The following is a 19,732-nucleotide window of genomic DNA, read 5'->3' on the forward strand; positions in this document are numbered from 1 at the left end:
AGACCCTACATCTTTCCCCTGCCCGTGGCAAGGAAAGTGGCACTTTTACACTCTGAGAAAGCCCTAGCCGCGACCCGGTTTTCCCGGGTTTTGATTACCAATGGGCTTGGAAGGGGTCTGAGTGCCTGGCGTGGAGGAATCCACCGGCTGAACCCCCGGATCCTGAGGCTTATAATCCGCCGCATGGAACTGGAACAGTTTTACTTTGGCTCCAATAACAGCGTTATTGGCATTTTGTTCAATCACGCGACCACGCGAGATCTCATCGCCCACCCAGTCGATCTCGATCTTGGCAACAGCCGAACCGGCCGCAGCACCACCACCCAGGTACTTCGAATTACAAGGCTCACCTTCCCAGTAGTAGTCCTCGTTATAAACCAACAACTGGTCGCCCGCCTCCAGGCCCACATCCAAACCACCCACGATCACCAGATGCGTGTCGTGATTGGCCATCACACGGGTGTGCCATTCTTCCGATTTCAATCCGGAGTTCAGTTCACCCACGGCTTTGACCAACGCGTTCTTGGTCACTTGCGCCAGCGGAGTCTGATAGTATGCACTTGGCCCGATGGTGAAAGCACCGAAGTTCAGACCGAAGTTCACTTTGGTTTTGGTTTGTTTTGTCGTCACATTGGCGGCGGTCATCACTTTCGAAGTCAGTGGACGAGTTGCCATCATGGAAAGATCCAGTTGCGCCCATTCCACATTCAACCCCGCCGAAGCCAGGCCATTCGTGGAATAGTTTCCTGCCGGAGTGAACCCCACGGTCAGACCACCGCCACCGATCAATTCAAATGAATTCACCGCACCGGAAAGTTTCGCCTGCGGGATATTCACCATACACCACGCGGTTTGCGCGTACTGCACATTGTAGTTGTCTTTACCGACTGCCTGCGCGAACGCCTTCATCATCTGACCGTCCGCTTTGGTCAGATTGAAGAAGCTTTCATCCCCACTGCGTGCCTGCTCGGGGGGAACAGCGATGGGAGGCGCATATCTTAGCGCAAACTCTTTGCTCTCCATGAGCACTCCGTAAATCTGTTCATTGGCAACAAACTGGAAGTCAAAAGAACCGTTAGGGAAGATCAGAGGACTGGAGCGGATCGCTCCCATCTCAACAATCTTTTTTAGAACACGCGGTGGGGCTTCAACCTGCTTCTGTTCGCACTTCTGGTTCCCCATCGTCATGGCCGCACCGGCGATCATCACGCCCGCTTTGAAAAACTTCTTCGACCATTTTGCTGTGCCCTGTGATTTCATGATATTCCCTTTCCACTCCATCTATCGAGGCGGTTCTTGCACAGTATACGGAATGAAAAGGCTGGACCTTAAACCGGGTGTAAGTTTGCGGACTCATTTGCAAAAACGAAACCGGTTTCACCTTGAGACACGCTAAGTGTCTGAATTTGTTCGCAAGCATTGAAAACAGCAATTTTCAAAAAAAATTGCCTTGTCGAATGTTTAGACTGTTTAAGAAAAGTTGAATGGTGAAATCACTAGTGTGAATACTCTGAACGTCAAAACCTTGATCACAAAAAAACGAAATACCAATAAAGAATTTTCGGACGGCTACTTGGCCGCCCGCTCCAGCACCGCAATGCTGCTGACAATTTCCTCTGAAAGCAACACAAACATTTCGCTCTTAATCAGTTCCCGGGCTTGCGATCGCTGCCCGGCATCCACCAGCGTCAGAACGGCGGAAACATAGTTGCAAAAAGCTTCGTGTTCTTTTTCCAGATGCTTAAACGCGGGCAGATGCGAAAGATTGTGCTTGTTGTCCTGCAACCAGAAAAGCAGATCCTCATCAGGGACCTGCAACTCTGAACCGGTTTCCACAAAATTCCTAAGGCTGAGTTTGTATTTGGCGTGGGCCAGAACAATGTCGTTTATTCTCATGCGGGGATTCCTCCGAGGCTCTTGTCGGAGTGAATCCCTCTCACTGTATGATGCCGGTCATGACCTGCGAAAAATTCCGGGGCTTTTAGAAACTTCCGCCACCGGACAATGTGATAAAATATTGGGTCTCGCTTTTATTAAGAGTGAAATCGTTTTTATCCTTACGATCCTCGAAATACTGGAACTGCTGCACGCCTCCACCGATGCGCAGACCACCCAGGCCGAAGGTGATCCCGGCAACTCCAAATGCCGCATTGGAACTTTCAGAGGCAAAACGCAATCCCGGACCCGCATAAAGCTCAATCCCCAAAGTGCGGCTGCTGTTATACATCTCGTAATTGAAAAGGCCAGCGGTGTCCAAGCCATACACGGTATTAATCTGGGATCCAAACTGTGTGAAGATGGAGTTTCTCCAGTTGAACCAGTGCACCGGATAATAATTCAACCCCAAATGAATTTCGCTGTAGGATTCGCCATCACGGGAACCGGCAGAACCGCTTAAGTCATAAGACACATAGGAAGCCTGGGCCGCGCAGGAAAAGCCCATTGCCAGAATAAGCGCACCAATAAACTTTTTCATAGAACTCCATTTCGTTAAGTATCTGAATTACATCCGTAGTCTCAGTTGCAGGAACGAAACCAGTGCTTTTATTTTTTCAAAAACTCGAAATCGCGATCCATCACCGTCTTGCGACCGTCAGCCCGTGCATTTTCAATCGCCCGGTCACACAAAATACGCACGTGATCCGAAAGCACATCCATCACCGAAGCCGAAGTGTTGTATTCAGAGCGCGCCTGAATATAGTCCTTCAAACGAGAAGCGATGATCAAAACTTCCTGAGGAGCTGCGGCCAAACTGCCCGCCGGAGCTGAAGAAGTGGAAGCCGTCGGGGACTTGACGATGATACGGGCCGGAGCGCGCTGATGGGATTCTTCAGCGGCCGCTGCATCTTTGGGAGCAACCTTTTCCACGGCCCCGGCATCGCGGTGTCTTGCCCCCGGCAGATGTGTTTCAAAACAAGGGACGCTGCAAAAGACATAACCGGTGCGCTCGTTATTGCAGGTGGAAACGCTGCAAACGAAATATTTCGAACCATAATTGATGGGCTTTTTGCAGGAACTGCATTTACGCCAGAAGGCTGTGGTGGCTTCCATAAAATCTCCTGCCAATATTGAAACACACTTTGGCAGGGACTGAAAAACGAAATCTTATTGATTGCAGCGCGGGATTTTCTGGTCTGGCTCCAGACGGTTCTGCGTGCCCAGATGACGGGCGGCCTCTTTCAGCGCGTCCTTGGAACCTTTGCTGCTGATCGGATAAACGGTGTAACCATCGCGGTAAGTCGGCGTATAATAGGATGTCAGCACCTGCGTGCGCCCCTGCACATCGCGTCCCAATTGCAAATAGACAACGGCGCCGGTTTTCTTTTCGGTGCCGGCCTGGAAGGCCAGGAAGTTCCCCAGGGAATACACAATCATCGTCAAACGACCATCACTGGTACGATAGCTTTCCCACGGCTGCAGGACATGGGGATGAGATCCCACCACTGCCACAGCGCCCGCTTCCAAAAAGCGTTTGGCATAAGCTGTCTGAGATTTATCGGGCTTGTGGCTGTATTCCACACCCCAGTGCGGAAGCACAATCACACCGTCAATATCGCCACGAGCACGCAACTGGCGGATCAATGCTTCCACCGGCTGGGATTTGCCATAACAGGAAAGAACTTGGTTCTTCGTATCAGCAATGCCATTGGTTGCCTCTGTGCAGGCCACAAAGGCCATGCGATAGCCACGCACATCTGCCAAGTGATAGAAATTTTCGTTCGGCGCGTAAGACGGTCTTGTTCCCACCGTGGAAAGGCCGATATTTTTTGCAGCCTCAATGGTGCGATCGACTCCCCGCCATAGTCTGTCCAAGGAATGATTGTTCGCGGTGCTGATCAGATCAATATTGGAACTTTTCAGATCACGCAGAATCTGCGGATGGAAGTTGAAAGAAAAATTCGTTCCCGAATAGACATTCAGATCATAGGTGAAACCTTGATCGCCCACATCACGACCGGCCTTGTCGATACCGACCGCCGCCGGACCTTCCAGATTCACGGTCATGTAATCGGCCTTGTTGAACAAAGGAATGGCTTTGCTCCAAAGACTTGTGAAGTTCTGTTTGGGCAGAATATTTTTGTAAAGAGCATCGTGAACCAGAATGTCCCCGGCAAAACCCAGTACCACGGAACCATCAGCGCAATTCGCCCCTTTGTTGGCGTGGGCCGACGTTGCAAAGATCAAACTGGCAATAAGGAAGGCTTTATTCAGACGCATAGCCCGTGAGGATGCCCTCGGCAGAGGGGTTTCTCAACCCACAGGCCTGTAACGGAAAAGAATGCAAAAGGTGTCTAAAACCCTGACAGCACTAGTCGTGGGAAAGGCCCGTAATCAGCAGCTCAGCCGTCGCCGGATTGGTCGCCAAAGGAACGTTATGAACGTCACAGATTCGCATCAGCATCGAGATGTCCGGGTCATGGGGATGCATGCCCAGCGGATCACGGAAAAAGATCACCCCTTGGCACTTGCCAGTCGCAACCTCGGCAGCGATCTGGGCGTCCCCACCCAGCGGTCCCGATAGCCTGCGTGTAACCTTCAGACCCGCGGCTTGAATCAGACGACCGGTATTGCCGGTGCCCACCAAAGTGAAGTTTTTAAAAGTATCCAGATGATCACGCACGAATGAAACCATCAAAGCTTTCTTTCCGTCGTGAGCAATCAAGGCCAATGTCTTTTTCTTTTGTTTTTTCATTCCTTCACTCTATTCCCGTAAAACTCAATTGTCATGTCATCGCTTAAGAAGCAAAAAGCCCTGCCTCGATGAGACAGGGCTTGATGCTGTGTAGCCAGAAAAAACAACCAGGCACCTTTTAGAAGGTCAGGGAGCCGCCGTTGGCTTTGACGTGAATGGTGTCTCCTGCTTTGACTTTGCCAGAGATGATCTCTTTGGAAAGTGGGTTCAGAAGTTCGGTCTGAATCACACGCTTCAAAGGTCTTGCACCATAAATCGGGTCGTAGCCTTTCTTCGCCAGGAAGTCGATGGCCTCCTGATTGAAGTCGATGCCGATCTTTTTTGCTCTCAGTCGTTGCGCGACCAGATCCAACTGCACCTTCACGATGCCGGAAATCTGCGATTCGCCCAGGGACTTGAACATCACGATCTCATCAATACGATTCAGGAACTCCGGACGGAATCTTTCACGCAAAGCTTCGTTGACGGCTTCACGCTTCTGATTTTCCGACATACCCGGATCCAAAATCGACTGTGAACCCACGTTCGAGGTCATGATCAACACGGTGTTTTTGAAATCCACCGTGCGCCCCTGACCATCGGTCAAACGACCGTCATCCAGAACCTGCAACAGGATGTTGAACACATCCGGATGGGCCTTTTCAACCTCATCCAGCAGAACCACACTGTACGGGCGGCGACGGACTGATTCCGTCAACTGACCACCCTCTTCATAACCGACATAACCCGGAGGCGCGCCGATCAGACGGGATACCGCGTGTTTTTCCATGTATTCACTCATATCGATACGAACAACGGCTTGTTCGTCATCGAACAGGAATTCGGCCAAGGCCTTCACAGTTTCAGTTTTACCCACACCCGTCGGACCCAGGAACATAAAGGTCCCGATCGGACGGTTCGGATCTGAAATCTCAGCCCGCGCCCGGCGAATGGCATCGGCCACAATCGTCAGGGCATGATCCTGACCCACCACACGGTGTTTCAAAGAATCTTCCATGTGCAGCAGTTTCTGAGATTCACTTTCCAGCATTTTACTGACTGGAATTCCCGTCCACTTCGCGACGACTTCGGCCACATCCTCAGGACCGACCTCTTCTTTCAGCATGCGGTTTTCTGAAGCGGATTTTGCGCCTTCCTTGCTGCGCTCTTCCAGGGCTTTAAGTTTTTTCTCGGCCTCGGGAAGCTTTCCGTACTTCAGTTCGGCCGCTTTACCCAAGTCGCCTTCGCGCTCGGCTTTGGCCACCGCCACTTTCAGATCCTCAATGTCGGCTTTGAGTTTTTTAATACCCTCAATGCCGCCTTTTTCAAATTCCCACTGTTCACGCAGCAACTGGTTCTTGGCGTTCAGCTCGGTGATTTCTTTATCGATCACCGCCAGACGCTCGCGGGCGCTTTCGTCTTTTTCTTTTTTCAGCGCCTCTTTTTCAATACGCAACTGCATCAGCTCACGTTCGATCTTGTCGACTTCTTCCGGCACCGAGCGGGTTTCAATACCCAGCTTGCTGGCCGCCTCGTCAATAAGGTCAATCGCCTTGTCCGGCAGGAAACGGTTGGTGATATAACGGTGAGACAATTTCACCGCCGACACCAGCGCCGCATCCGTGATGCGAATACCGTGGTGGACTTCATACTTTTCTTTCAGACCACGCAGGATGGTGATGGCGTCTTCAACACTTGGTTCCTCGACCATCACAGTCTGGAAGCGTCTTTCCAAAGCCGCATCCTTTTCGATGTACTTGCGGTACTCATCCAAAGTGGTCGCACCGATACAGCGCAATTCACCGCGCGCCAGTGCCGGCTTCAGCAACTGTCCTGCATCCATGGCGCCGTCGGTTTTACCCGCGCCCACCAAAGTGTGCAGTTCGTCGATGAACAGAATGATCTGGCCTTCACTGCTGGTCACTTCTTTGATCACCGCCTTCAGACGGTCTTCAAATTCCCCACGGTACTTGGCACCCGCAATCAGGGCTCCCATATCCAGGGACATCAGTTTTTTGCCAATCAGATTGTCCGGTACGTCCTGTTTGATAATACGCAAAGCCAGGCCTTCGGCGATGGCGGTTTTACCCACACCAGGCTCACCGATCAGGACCGGGTTGTTTTTGGTACGACGGGAAAGAACCTGCACCACGCGGCGGATTTCTTCATCGCGACCCACCACCGGATCCAATTTGCCCTCGGCCGCCAAAGCGGTCAGATCACGGGCGTACTTGTTCAGAACCTCGTACTTGTTTTCCGGATCATCATCCGTCACTTTTTGTTTTCCGCGAATTTCAGTCAGGGCCGTGCGAGCCGCCTCCGCCGTGACTTTGTTTTTCTTAAACAGCCCAAGCAGTTCAGAGTCCCCCCCTTTAAGCATGGCCATAAAGAAGTGCTCGGTGGAGATATAGGAATCACCCCACTCCTGCGCTTCGTCTTCGGCCGCCTTGAAGATCTTTTCAAGACGAGGGCTGGCAAACAGCTTTTGGCCGCCGCCCGTCACCTGAGGGAATTTATCAATTTTGGTCCGCAGTTCCGCAAGGAACTGGGCCTGAGGAACATTCAATTTGTCGAGAATGCGCGGAACAATGCCTTCGGTCTGCTGTACCAGCTCCATCAGAAGGTGTTCCGGCTCTACAGAGGGGCTGTTTTTGCGCTCAGCCAGTCTCGCGGCGGCCTGCATGGCCTCCTGGCTTTTTCGCGTCATTTTTTCAATATCGTTGCTCATAAACCCTCCATCTGGAATAAAGGATGAGTCTTATTTCAGCAATGTCAAGGCGGTCACAGTGGCAGGTATCGTAAATCCCAAAGGTAAAGGCAAATCCCAGCCGCGCCTGCATCCATCCATCAAAAAAGACCGCGTCAACCCCAAGGACTACATGGAATATGACACACGCTTTTCCTGTGAGGACTGTTCTCACTATGATGGCGAAAAAGTTGTCTGCACTATTGGGTACAATCCCATTCATCACCTGAAAGCCACACAGACCCACCAGTACGAACTGGCGGGCAACATGGCCTTCTGCCGCTTTATCGAAATCGATTAAATTCTGTTCCTTTGCACGCCAGCAGCGGGTTTGCGGCCTTTGCATCGCTTAAGCCCTTTATCCCCATTCAGAAAATTGACTTATCCAAAGTCCTGCCAAATTCGATTTTTCCCTCTGAAAGTACTGTGTACAAATGATTCAGGACAATCCTACGTCCTGAAACCCCGATCTGCCTTACGGCCAGTATTGTGAAAAACAAACAAAACCCGCCCGACGTCCTGTCAAGAGCTCGTACCAAATCCCGATCTAATGCACATCAACGATTCACTCAGAAGGAGTCAAGAGAGATGGTCACTCTCTTGCTGAACCGAAAGGAGGGCCTTCAAGGATGAAAGTAAAATAGAACAATAGATTGTTCACCGGGCAGAGCCCAGGAGCTGCAGAGGCTGCAAGCCTCGGAAGCGGACTAAGCCCAAGCTCTGAAAAGAGCAAAAAACAAAGGCCATACAAATGCACCGACTCGGATGTCAGTGCCGGCAAAGCGAAAGTAGGTTTCGCTGATGCCAACAAAACAAATCAAGGAAGGTAATGAATATGAAAAATAAATATTAACGGAGGAATTTAAAATGGGAATGAGAGTAACAACAAATATCAGTGCACTTAATGCTCAACGTAACTTGGTCGGTTCTCAAAGACAGATCAACGACTCTATGGCGAAACTTGCTTCCGGCAGCCGCATCAATAAAGCTGCTGACGACGCTGCAGGTTTGGCGATCTCTGAAGGCTTGAAAGCTCAGATCAGATCTGCTGCTCAAGCTCAGCGCAATGCGAACGATGGTATCTCCATGGTTCAAACTGCAGAGGGTGGTCTGAACGAGATCGGTAACATCGTGGTTCGTCTTCGTGAGTTGGGCATCCAGGCTGCTTCTGATACAGTTGGTGAAACAGAGCGTGGCATGTTGAATAAAGAGGTTCAACAGTTGAAATCAGAAATGCAGCGTATTGCTTCTGTAACAACTTGGGGTACTACAAAACTATTGGATGGTTCTTCTCCGAAGTTCGATTTCCAAGTAGGTTTGTTCAACAACTCTGAAGAAGATCGTATCTCCTTCAACGCTTCTGAAAACGTGGCTACTTTGGATGCTCTGGGTCTGTCTGGTGTGGATTTCTCCACTAAAGAAGGCGCTCAGGAAGCTTTGGGTATGCTGGATAATGCACAGACTTCAATCTCTGGAACTCGCGCCAACCTGGGTGCCCTTCAGAACAGATTGACTTCTACAGTGGACAACTTGGGTGTTGCTCAAGAGAACTTGTCTGCAGCTAACAGCCGTATCCGTGACACAGACGTTGCTCAGGCATCTTCCGAGATGACTCGTAACAACATCTTGTTGCAAGCTGGTACATCCACTTTGGCTCAAGCCAACCAGTCCAACCAATTGGCTCTTAAGCTGATCGGCTAGTCTGAAAGCTAAAAGTTCAAACTTTATACCCGGAGGGTTTACGCCTTCCGGGTTTTTTATTTTGGGGGAACCGGCTAGGCATCGGCTCCCCTTTTTCATTTTAATGTTCAAAGTTTTTCCAGGCAAAGCTGCCTAGATAATTAGCATCAGAAAAGTGTAGAACTTTTTTACCAATAATTTCAAATATTTAGCTAAAGTCCAGAACAAAACCTTCCGAAAAATATGGAAGAAGCATGGAGGTTTTGTATGACTAAACATATCACAGCAAGATTGATGGTCGCTCTTTTCGCCACCGCAGCTCTTGCCGCCTGTGGCAAACAAGGAGGATTCGAGTCACTGCCTGGCGCTACCGGCAATACCAGCCAAGGGTCCAGTGATGGCGGGAACTCTGGTCAAGGTGGCACACCTGCTCCGACAGAGCCAGCTCCTCCAAGTGCTTACGACAAAATGGATTTAAATGGATACGTGGGCGGCGGCACCTATGAAAATGAAAAGGTGCTTGGTATCGACAAAGCCAACAACGCTTTGCTTCTGTACCTCCCCCTGCCTGGTGCCTTCAGCAGTCTTTATATAGATGTGCCGCAAGTAAAGGGGGTTCAGATCAAGACGGTCATGGATTCCCAGCAAAAGGCGCGCGTAGCCGTCAGCATTCCACTGAAACTGATTGTTAAAGATCGCGTTACAACCCTGCCGGCGACTAAATTGCCAAATGGTAACAACCTGCCAATGATGCCAAGCGGAGAGCTTCCATCCCTTGGGCTGGGTCTGAATCCGAACTCGGACAACAAGGTTTATCTGTATTTCGGCGTGAATGCGGTCGGAATGTTTATCGAAAGTTCCTTGTTCCCGGCATTCCTGGGCCTGACGTACCCTCTTAAGAACGCTGCTGCGACCCGCACCCTGGGTTATTTCACGATTGTCCCTAAATCCGGCGCCTATAATGGTGGTCTGTTCCTGTCCTTCATCCTTCCGAATGATCTGGCCAAGATCATCGATGACCACTTGAGTGGGGTTATCAAGTAACCAAGACCGTCCTCATCGTAATTCTATTTTGATTTGCCTGCCCCCTTAATTCTCGCTAGTCTAAGGGGGCATTTCCATTATTGAACCAGGACATTTCAGGGAGCGAATCATGGCAAAGAAAAAAGCAAAACCTGCGAAGAAAGTAGCTAAGAAAGCAGCGAAACCTGCTAAGAAAGCTGCCGCAAAAAAAGTAACTAAAAAAGCTGCTAAACCAGCTAAAAAAGCGACTGCTAAAAAAGCTGCCAAGCCAGCAAAAAAAGCAGCTCCGAAAAAAGCCGCTAAACCAGCTAAGAAAGCCGCTCCTAAAAAAGCAGCTGCCAAAAAAGCTGCGAAGCCTGCGAAAAAAGCCGCTGCTAAAAAGCCAGCCGCAAAAAAACCTGCTGCGAAGAAGCCAGCTGCTCCTAAAAAGGAAAAAGCTGCAGCCGCTGCTGCCGGTGGTATCGCTGCCGTTGAAGTTCTGAAACCTCAGGTTGAAGACATGACAGCGGATTTCGATGACGAAGCTGAAATCGACAGCATGATCGACATCGAAGAAGAAGCTGTTTCTGAAGACGACGAATGGGATGACGAAGACGAGTCTGAAGAAGGCGAAGGTTCCATCGAAGAAGACGACGAAGACGAAATCGAAGAAGACATCACTTCCAAACACGATGATGATGGCGACGACGATGACGATGAAGACGACGAAGACTTCGGTGATGACGAAGGTTACTTCTAGTCGCTGCGCACACAGCAAATAAAAAAGGGAGTCTTTGACTCCCTTTTTTATTATCATCAGGGCATGTACAAACACCTTTATAAGCGCTTCCTTGATGCCCATCCCCAGCAGATCCATTTTGCCTGCCACAGCCACCACTACTGGCCGGATGCCACCCGCGAAGCACACCTGCAGTACTGGGATGATTCCTGCAAATATGTCGACAACAAATGGAACCACATTTTTTCCACCAAGGTTCCCCAGGCACAAAAACTAATCGCCGAAAATCTGAACCTGTCCCATCCCGAACAGATTGTTTTTGCCCCGAACACGCACGAATTTGTCTTTCGCCTGCTCAGCTCCCTGAACTGGGATAAAAAACTGCGCATCCTGACCACCGATTCAGAATTTTACAGCTTCGACCGTCAGATCAACCGCCTGTCTGAAATGGCTCCGTTTGAAGTGGTGAAAGTGCCCACCCTGCCCTTTGAGACCTTCCAGGAAAGATTCGAGGCGGCAGCAAAATCCTCAGCCTGGGATCTGGTCTTTGTCAGCCAGGTGTTCTTTAACTCAGGACTTGCTTGCGATATTCACCGTCTGGCGAAAGCCGCCCCCGCCGACAGTTTGTTCGTGGTGGATGGCTATCATGCCTTTATGGCGGTGCCGACGGATTTAAAGCCCATCGAAGATCGCCTTTTCTATCTTGCCGGCTCTTACAAATACGCCCAGGGAGGCGAAGGGGCCTGCTTCCTTTATGTTCCCCCGGGCACCCGTCACCGTCCGTTTCACACGGGATGGTTTGCCGAACTTTCCAAGCTTTCTGCCGTGGGAAATGAAGTGGGTTATCCGACCGATGCCCTTCAGTACGCTGGCAGCACCATGGACTTTTCAGCGCTGTACCGCCTGATTGCCTCGCTGGAAACATTCAAGAAAGAAGGCCTGACGGTCACGGCCATTCACACCCACATTCAAAATAATCAAAAGGTCTTTCTGCAGGAACTGGATCAAATGAAGCATCCCCTGCTGAACCGCTCGCGTCTGATGGCTTTGGATCTTGATCATCATGGTCACTTTCTGACTTTCGATCTTCCCACCACCGAGGACTGCCAGAAGCTGGTGCGGGATCTGGATGCTCGCGGAGTCCATGTGGATTCACGCAAGAACCGCCTGCGTTTCGGCTTCGGGTTGTATCATGATACAGAAGATGTCCGCAGCGTGATTGCCCGTCTGTAGAAAGGTCGAGGCAGCCCTCGCGGTCGTTGAACAAGCCGAAGAATTCTCTATTCTTTATTAAGGAGTCCGAAGAAGGGAATTCGCGTGGCTGACCTTGAAAGTAAAAGAATATTTCTGATCGCTTCTGCCAAACCGGAAGAAGCAGAGAAAATTGAAAGCACCCTGACCAAGCACATACAAAATGCCACCGTTTTCACCGCCACTGATGGCAGTGCCGCCCTTTTCAAAGCCGAAAACGTGATCCCGAATGTGGTTATCGTAGATTCCGAGATCGCCAAAGTCAGTGCTCTGGATCTGACACAAAAGCTGATTCAAAGAAAAGAGCGCATCGCTGTCATCATCATGTCACCGCTTCCGGACACGGATCACTTTGTCGACGAAGTGGTCACGGGCCAGGTGCACATCCTGACCCGCCCCACCGATGAGGCAACATTTATTGAACACCTGACGCGCGCCTTGAACTGGATTGTGAACGGTGACAATGCCAACTATCGCATGAAGTTCCTGGCGGCCAATCAGATTCTGATCCGTGAAGGTGAAAAAGCCGAGTCCGTGTACCTAGTGAAACGCGGGCAGTTGAAAGCCTACAAGGCTGACAACGGTGCTGAAACCCTGTTGGGTCATATCAATCCCGGCGAATTCGTGGGTGAAATGGCCTACATCAACGGCGAACCCAGATCCGCCAACGTCATGAGCCTGACCAACTGCGAACTGATTGAAATCCCCAACAACTGTCTGGACGTGGTGCTGTTCTCAAAACCCGCCTGGTCCAAGGCGCTGGTGAAAACACTTTCCCTGCGACTGAAAAATTCCAACGAAGACAAAGTTCAAAACTAAAAAAGGCCGTCACAAGACGGCCTTTTTTCTTCCAATTTCAAATTTCCAATGTCTAATTTCTATCTCGGTGTCAGCGCGGACTTGTTCTGAATCATCTTTTCCATCAGACCGTTCAGGCTGCTTTTTTCCTCGTTGGAAACCACATTCCAGAAGTTCACAATGCGTGGATACCATTGAGGGAAGATATCCTGAATCGCCTGCTCCCCTTTTGGAGCCAGACGAATCACAAAGGAACGACCGTCAGACTGATGCCCCTCACGAACCACCAATTCAGCTTTTTCTAGGCTGTTGATCAAACCTGAAATCGTGGCTTGGGTTACACCCACCTGGTTGGCCAACTCGGAAGGACGCAATCCTGCAGGCGCGTTTCGAAGCAGGAACAACAACATAAATCGACCGCTGGAAAGGTTGTACTTGGAAAGCAGGCTGTCCAGGCTGTTTTCAATCTCGCTGGCCACTTTCAGGAACAGCAGATTGGAATACACCGCCATGGAATCCGGCTCTGCCGCCACCGGCAGTGTCGTCAAAGACGTATGAACCTCTTCACGGGAAGGGAGATCTTGAATGAATAATTTTGCCATAAAGGCCTCCAATATCTGAAATCAAGGGCGGGTTCCCCTACTCCGGCAAAGCCGGAGTGCTCAAGGTCCGCCCGGTACTGCATTATTTAGCCGGAATCATGCCTTTGTCGTCATGGTTCTCGGATTCTTCAATCACGGCATCTCTGGATTTTTCTTCCATCTTTTTCTGGGAAGTAAATCTAGCGCCGAAGTTATTTGCCCACACACGGAATCTGTCCACGTAAGTGAACACTGCCGGTACCACAATCAAAGTCAGGATCGTGGATGAAATCATACCCCCGATGATCGCAACCCCCATCGCCGTACGCGTTTTGGAAGCCGCATTCATACCGATCGCCACCGGAACAACCCCGGCGATCAATGCGAAGGACGTCATCAGGATCGGACGAAGACGGGTCTTACCAGCCAGAATCAAAGCTTCACGGCGGTTTTTACCCTCTTCCATCATCTGCTTGGCAAAGTCGACAAGCAAAATACCGTTCTTACCCGCAACCCCGATCAGCATGAAGAACCCGAAGATCGCAAAGATCGTCAGAACTTCACCGGTCAGGAACAGCGCCAGGAAGGCACCGCACAAAGCCAACGGCAACGCCACCATGATCGTGATCGGCGTGATGAAGGACTCGTACAGAGACGACAGGATCAGATAGATGAACAGAATCGCAAAGCCCAGTGCCATCACCGTGGATGTCATCAGTTCCTGCATGTTTTCCGCATCACCACCAAATCCATAGCGCACACTTGGAGGCAGAGCATTTTCACCCGTCGTCATTGCTGCCACGGCTGAATTCACCACGTCACTCAAGCCTGCACCCGGTGCCAGACCTGCAGTGATCTGAATGTAACGACCGCGGTCCTGACGTTCGATGGAAGCCGGTCCGGACTCCACTTCACCTTTGGCGATATCGCTCAAACGCACCAGTTTTCTGTTCACGTTCGGAACATAAACGTCATTGTACGTTTTCATCAAGTCGCGCTGATCTTCCTGCAAACGAACACGAACTTCGTACTCACGACCACGTTCGCGGAATTTCGCCGGCGTCAAACCCTCGACCTGGGCACGAAGCTCGCCCCCCATGGTGCTGGTGTTGATACCAAATACTTTAGCCGCGCCTGGTTTCAAGTGAACCTGCATTTCAGGTTTACCCGGGCGATAGTTCGAGTCGACGTCCTTTAGACGTGGATCCTTCTTCAAAAGTTCATACATTTTTGTGCCGGCTTTTTCCAATTCCACCGGGTCCGCAGAAATAATGTTCAGAATGAATGGCTGACCACCCATACCGCCAGTTGCGTCATACTTTTTAACAACCGGATTGGCAGAGGACAAATGCGTCAACTGACCACGGATTTTGTCACGGAACTGCTCTGTTGTCAGAGGCCCGCGCTCTTTACCATCCTTCATGCGAACATAGAAGCTGGCTTTATTGGACTCCCCGTACAAGCTGCCCACGATCATTGTCGTGAAGCGAACTTCCGGATTGTCGTGCAGGATCTTGTCCACCTGACGAGCCACTTCTTCTGTACCATCCAAGCTGGTGCCTGGCTGCAGTTCCAAAGTCACAGAGAATTCACCCGAGTCATCATCGGAAATGAACGCGCCTGGAACTTTCGTCACTGTATAGATACTCAGGAAGAACACCATCATGGTCAGACCGATAGTCACCTTCGGCCAATCCAGAGATACATTCAAAAGTTTCACATACACGTTTTCAAGCATGGTTTGGAAACGGTCGAAACCTTTCACCATGCGGCCCAGAGTCTTGTCATACAAGCCTGCTGGCTTGTGTTTGTCATGACCACCACCGTGACCGGAGCCACCGAAGTATGCTGTCAGCATCGGGATCAAAGTCATTGCCACGAACCAGCTGATCGCCATCGAGAACACGACCGTCATACCAAACTGTTTCAGGAACTGACCGATGGTTCCGGACATTGTACCCACTGGCACGAACACCGCAATAACCACCAGAGTGATCGCCATAACGGCCATCTGGATTTCAGTTGTCCCTTTTTCCGCCGCAGTCAGGGATTCTTCACCCAGCTCCATACGACGATAGATATTTTCAATAACCACGATCGCGTCATCGATCAACAGACCCACGGCCAGAGTCAATGCCAGCATGGATACGATGTTGATAGAGAACCCGGCAATCTTCATGACCATGAACGCACCAATCAAAGAAATTGGAACAGACAAGGCCGTGATGAATGTGGAACGCGGGCTTCCCAGGAAGAAGAACACGGTAATAACTGTCAAAAGGATACCGATGATGATCGTCTCGTAAACGTCATACAAGTTGTCCGAGATTTTCACGGAAGCATCTGTCATGACCGCGACAACCGGAGCACCTTCCATTTTTTCAAGCTCAGGCTTGATTCGGTTCATCTGCTTGATCACGTCCTGGGCCACTTTCACAGTGTTGGAACCGGACTGACGATACACTTGCAGGAACAGGGATTTTTCACCGTCTACATAAGCACGGGATTTTTCATCGGCCAGAGTGTCAACGACTTTACCCAGGTCCGCCACGCGAGTTGGGACTTCATTCCCGTAAAGGTTTACCAGAGTGTCCGAGATTTCCGGTACGGATGAGAACTCACCCAGACCACGGAAGACCATCTCTTTTTGACCCTGATTCACTTTACCGGAAGGGATGTTCTGACCGGAAGCGCCCACTTGCGCCGCCACCTGAGATACAGAGATCTCACGGGCACGCAGTTTTTTGCGATCCAGAAGCACATGAATTTCACGCTCACGACCCCCGATGATCTCGATGGCACCGACGTTACGAACCTGCTCAAGGCGCGGTTTCACAAACTGGTCGGCGATATCAAACAGTGCCGCATCGCCAAGGTCTTTGGCAGTCAAAGACACCGTCAGGATCGGCGTGTCGGCCGGGTCAAAACGTTTAATCAGTGGATCTTCAACGTCGTCAGGCAATTTGGCTTTGGCAAGGTTGACCTTGTCGCGCACTTCCTGCTCGGCGTGTTTGACGTCCACTTCACTGTTGAACTCAACGATAACCTGGGAAACACCTTCCAGGGATTTGGAGGTCAGACGTTTAATACCGGAAATCGTACTGACTTCCTCTTCAATAGGACGGCTGACCAGAGTTTCGATCTCGGCAGGACCCGCACCCGCGTACACGGTTTGTACGGTTACCACCGGAATGGAAACGTCCGGATAAAGATCAACGGACATGGATTTGAAGGAGGCCCAACCAACAACCACCATGGCGATGGTCACACACGTGATAAATATCGGACGGCTGATGGATAACTTAGGTAAGCTCATGACTATTTCCCTCCTTCAGGAGAGGCTTGGTAAAGTTTGATTTGCGCCTGCAAACCAAGGATATTTGCTGCTGATTTTACTTTGCTGATTGCGGACGTTGTATAGTCCTGTTCAAACAACAGAACCTGATACGTCGTCGTACGACCCTGACGAAGGCGAACGCGCTCGTTTTCAAGCTTCGCTTTCTGAGCATCTTCAATGCGAGACAACAAACGAAGGTTGTCACGGGCATCCTGGAGATTGCGGGTCAAATTGGTCCAGTCGATTTCCTGGGCATAGTAAGCGTATTCACGGTTCAGCTCTGCCGCACGTTCCGCTTTGCGAGCACCGGCTTTTGTGTCAGATGCCGCACCGATATTCAAAGGCATGCTGAAGCGAACACCTACAAAAGCGGTGTCCTGGTCCGTTTTACCGGATTCTTTCATCGCTTCGTTGTATTCCTCATCGCGGCCGTTCATTGCATAGTTACCGTAAAGATCCAGAGACGGACGGTTTCTTTCCAGAGTGATCACCGCATTGGCGCGGGCTGCTGCCAACTGAGCGTTGGTCGCTTCAACATCCGCACGGCTGCCCGGACGAGCGCCCGGGATGGTCAGTTGCTCCAATGATTTATAGTTCACCTTTTCAAGTGTCTCTACTTTGGCAGAGGCTTCGCGGTTCAGGAATTTATTGAACATGCGCTGGGCTTCAAGATATTCGTTCTGAGCCACTTGCAGTTCCAAAGTACGCGCTTCAACCAAAGCGCGGGCCTGCAGAACGTCCGCTTCTTCGCCCAGATTCATTCTTTTTTTCCGGCTGACATAATCAAGAATACTTTGCGCCGCTTGTTTGGCCTGTTCTTGAATCGTCACCACGTCCTGCCACGCAGCAAGCTTCCAATAAGCCGCTTCTGCGCCCGCAAGAATGTTCAGGGATTGCCCTTGGCTTGAGAATTTTTCCGCAAGGTTCTGCGCGCGCAAAGCCTCTTCATTGGCCTGAGCGGTACGGCCGAAACCATTGGCCCACAAAGGCATGGACAATTCCAGCTTCGGAGTTGCATCCCAGTATTTGGATGGATTGATCGGAGACGTTGGCGCCAGCCCTTCAAATTGTGTGCGCGTCAGATCATAAGACAATTTGGTTTGAAGACCGAAACTGAACTGCTGACTTACACCCAGGGAGTAATACTGACTTTTAACTTCGTCATACATTTTCGGATTGCCGGGCTTGCCGTCATAGCCCCAGCGGGCTTCTGCAAAAAGCTTCGGCGTGAAAATCAAATCTGCTTCACGGGATTTTAACTGGGCACCTTCTGACTGCTCAGCACTTCCTTTATAGGCCGTACTGTCACCTTTCACCTGATCGAGATACTCGTTCAGAGTCAGTGCGGAGGCCGAAGCTCCGTGCAAAAGAGTCCCACAGATGAGGAACTTCGCTCCCCATTGTATGATCTTGTTTTTTTCCATATTAGTTCTCCAAAGTCCCATTGACTTCCCGGTTGAATATGTAATCGCTTACATACAAGTTTGTACCCCAACGATGATAAGTATGCAATCAATTACTTAATTGAATATCAATTGACCTTATGATACAGTATCCTATAGATAGTGATTTTAGGTATTTAGGGGGTTTATCCATGTCTGACACATCTCAACTTAAGACTGATCAGGACGAAAGTGCTGATAGCCAAAAAGGTAAAAAACGTGACAGAAGTGCTTCTGAAGAGCGTCTGATCGCTGCGGGCATCGAAATCTTCTCCAAGCATGGTTATGATGGCTCCACTACTAAGTTGATTGCCAAGAAAGCAGACGTTAACGAGTCCCTGATCGGTCGCTACTTTGATGGCAAGGAAGGTTTGTTGCTTACCATCGTGGAACGCTTCATCGAAGAGATCCGCACGGAGGAGCTGGCCTACCCGGCTCAAGACACCCTTGCCGCCGAACTCAGCAAGTATGTCGATTTCAAGGTGGGTAAAAGCCACGATCGCGACTGCCTGGGTAAAATCATCATCTGCCAGTGCCTGACAGACAATAAGTTCCGCAAAAAAGCACTAGAACGCATTCCTATGTTCGCAGATCCCAAGCTGATTGAACGCTTGGAACGTCTGCAAAAGATGGGACAAATCAAGGAAGGCGTCACCCTGGATGAAATCGCCGAAGAGATTGAAACTTATCTTCACGGCGCCTTCCTGTTTGACCTGATTCTTTCCGAAACCCCGGAAGAGATCGTCACCAAGAACGCGCTCAGATTCATCAACCACTACACTGCGGGCATCGGCAAATCCTAGAAGAAATACTTCAGGTTCAAAAGGGCGCTTCCGATAGCGCCCTTTGTTTTTATCGTATCGGTCCCGGACGAAAGTTTCAGTTCTGTCGTCGTTGAACGACCGATATATTCGATCACGAAGTTATCCGCAAAGAACCAACCCAGGCCAAACAAAATACCCACACCATTGGTGGCTTCACCGTCCCCCGTCCCCGCCGGAGTGAACTTGTTGATACCATAAGCAAGCCCCAGGGGAAGATAGAAGGATTCCCAGCGATACAGCGTGCCCGCGTAAAGGAAGTGTGTTTGGAATTTGGATGTTTCACCCGTCGCACTGTAAGTGACTCCATTCAGGGTCATCTTATCCAGCTCTCGCTCCCCACCCAAAGAAATACCACTGATAAAACCCCAGGAATGTTGAGGTGCGTACCACGCGTTAAATCCCACCTCCAGGGCCCCTTTGTATTCCAGATCATAATCAATGTCTGTCGGAGTTCCTGAAACCGTACCGTCACCGGAAAGTTTCGCCAGGTAGTTCGGGCTGTACCCGACCTGAACGCCATACCTCCACTCGGCATGAACCGTCGTGGAAAGCCCCAAAATCATCATCACTGCTGCTGCAAAAACTTTCATGCTGTACTCCTAAGATGCACGTGAAATGATGATCTTTCGGGGGCCGTAAGGGTGTAAACACAAAATAAAT

At 50.4% G+C, this 19,732-nt stretch carries 18 protein-coding genes; 7 read left to right on the forward strand and 11 right to left on the reverse strand.

The annotated features are described in order from the left end of the window. Positions 1–63: 63 nt before the first annotated feature. The 7 genes from ACZ520_RS14435 to clpB form a co-directional block, all read right to left on the reverse strand. Entirely contained in the window at positions 64–1,260 is a 1,197-nt protein-coding gene (locus ACZ520_RS14435) for a hypothetical protein (protein ID WP_232469143.1), read from the reverse strand. A gap of 309 nt (positions 1,261–1,569) precedes the next feature. Further along, on the reverse strand, positions 1,570–1,896 hold the full coding sequence (locus ACZ520_RS14440; protein WP_088564431.1) for a CZB domain-containing protein: 327 nt from the start codon (positions 1,894–1,896) through the stop codon (positions 1,570–1,572). 85 nt (positions 1,897–1,981) lie between these two features. Continuing rightward, entirely contained in the window at positions 1,982–2,476 is a 495-nt protein-coding gene (locus ACZ520_RS14445; protein ID WP_464126236.1) for a hypothetical protein, read from the reverse strand. 68 nt (positions 2,477–2,544) lie between these two features. Next, positions 2,545–3,051 carry a hypothetical protein gene (locus ACZ520_RS14450; RefSeq protein WP_088564429.1) on the reverse strand — a complete coding sequence of 169 codons (507 nt, stop codon included), beginning with the start codon at positions 3,049–3,051 and terminating at the stop codon, positions 2,545–2,547. A gap of 54 nt (positions 3,052–3,105) precedes the next feature. Next, complete coding sequence (locus tag ACZ520_RS14455; protein WP_464126238.1) at positions 3,106–4,218, reverse strand: CapA family protein; 1,113 nt, start codon at positions 4,216–4,218, stop codon at positions 3,106–3,108. Between the two features lie 91 nt (positions 4,219–4,309). Next, positions 4,310–4,693 carry a methylglyoxal synthase gene (locus ACZ520_RS14460; RefSeq protein WP_015092070.1) on the reverse strand — a complete coding sequence of 128 codons (384 nt, stop codon included), beginning with the start codon at positions 4,691–4,693 and terminating at the stop codon, positions 4,310–4,312. A 118-nt stretch (positions 4,694–4,811) separates the two neighbouring features. After that, positions 4,812–7,400: an ATP-dependent chaperone ClpB gene (gene clpB / locus ACZ520_RS14465; RefSeq protein ID WP_232469142.1), complete on the reverse strand. Its 2,589-nt coding sequence runs from the start codon at positions 7,398–7,400 to the stop codon at positions 4,812–4,814. Positions 7,401–7,458: 58 nt separating this feature from the next. On the opposite strand from clpB, the gene ACZ520_RS14470 reads away from it, so the two are divergent. The 6 genes from ACZ520_RS14470 to ACZ520_RS14495 all read left to right on the forward strand — a co-directional run bounded on the left by ACZ520_RS14470 (position 7,459) and on the right by ACZ520_RS14495 (position 12,909). After that, the gene (locus ACZ520_RS14470; RefSeq protein ID WP_232469141.1) at positions 7,459–7,719 is read left to right on the forward strand and encodes a hypothetical protein; all 261 of its coding nucleotides are present in this window, start codon (positions 7,459–7,461) and stop codon (positions 7,717–7,719) included. A gap of 566 nt (positions 7,720–8,285) precedes the next feature. Next, positions 8,286–9,119 (forward strand): flagellin N-terminal helical domain-containing protein, encoded by an 834-nt coding sequence (locus ACZ520_RS14475; protein WP_011165421.1) that lies wholly within the window; start codon positions 8,286–8,288, stop codon positions 9,117–9,119. A 246-nt stretch (positions 9,120–9,365) separates the two neighbouring features. Continuing rightward, the gene (locus tag ACZ520_RS14480; RefSeq protein ID WP_088564423.1) at positions 9,366–10,142 is read left to right on the forward strand and encodes a hypothetical protein; all 777 of its coding nucleotides are present in this window, start codon (positions 9,366–9,368) and stop codon (positions 10,140–10,142) included. Positions 10,143–10,251: 109 nt separating this feature from the next. Further along, complete coding sequence (locus ACZ520_RS14485) at positions 10,252–10,860, forward strand: hypothetical protein (RefSeq protein WP_374031025.1); 609 nt, start codon at positions 10,252–10,254, stop codon at positions 10,858–10,860. A 63-nt stretch (positions 10,861–10,923) separates the two neighbouring features. Then, positions 10,924–12,072 (forward strand): aminotransferase class V-fold PLP-dependent enzyme, encoded by a 1,149-nt coding sequence (locus tag ACZ520_RS14490; RefSeq protein WP_464126242.1) that lies wholly within the window; start codon positions 10,924–10,926, stop codon positions 12,070–12,072. Positions 12,073–12,156: 84 nt separating this feature from the next. Next, on the forward strand, positions 12,157–12,909 hold the full coding sequence (locus ACZ520_RS14495; RefSeq protein ID WP_464126244.1) for a cyclic nucleotide-binding domain-containing protein: 753 nt from the start codon (positions 12,157–12,159) through the stop codon (positions 12,907–12,909). Between the two features lie 59 nt (positions 12,910–12,968). On the opposite strand, the gene ACZ520_RS14500 is transcribed toward ACZ520_RS14495, so the two are convergent. The 3 genes from ACZ520_RS14500 to ACZ520_RS14510 form a co-directional block, all read right to left on the reverse strand. Then, positions 12,969–13,490 (reverse strand): MarR family winged helix-turn-helix transcriptional regulator, encoded by a 522-nt coding sequence (locus ACZ520_RS14500; protein ID WP_374031027.1) that lies wholly within the window; start codon positions 13,488–13,490, stop codon positions 12,969–12,971. A gap of 82 nt (positions 13,491–13,572) precedes the next feature. Further along, the gene (locus ACZ520_RS14505; protein WP_088564419.1) at positions 13,573–16,785 is read right to left on the reverse strand and encodes an efflux RND transporter permease subunit; all 3,213 of its coding nucleotides are present in this window, start codon (positions 16,783–16,785) and stop codon (positions 13,573–13,575) included. Between the two features lie 2 nt (positions 16,786–16,787). Next, entirely contained in the window at positions 16,788–18,230 is a 1,443-nt protein-coding gene (locus tag ACZ520_RS14510; protein ID WP_232469139.1) for a TolC family protein, read from the reverse strand. A gap of 170 nt (positions 18,231–18,400) precedes the next feature. On the opposite strand from ACZ520_RS14510, the gene ACZ520_RS14515 reads away from it, so the two are divergent. Further along, complete coding sequence (locus ACZ520_RS14515) at positions 18,401–19,051, forward strand: TetR/AcrR family transcriptional regulator (RefSeq protein WP_374031030.1); 651 nt, start codon at positions 18,401–18,403, stop codon at positions 19,049–19,051. Here ACZ520_RS14515 and ACZ520_RS14520 read toward each other — a convergent pair. Beyond that, positions 19,048–19,662 carry a hypothetical protein gene (locus ACZ520_RS14520; protein WP_374031031.1) on the reverse strand — a complete coding sequence of 205 codons (615 nt, stop codon included), beginning with the start codon at positions 19,660–19,662 and terminating at the stop codon, positions 19,048–19,050. The two genes, ACZ520_RS14515 and ACZ520_RS14520, sit on opposite strands and share 4 nt — an antisense overlap. Positions 19,663–19,732 lie beyond the last annotated feature (70 nt).

It is taken from the genome of Bdellovibrio sp. BIS2 (assembly GCF_055398295.1).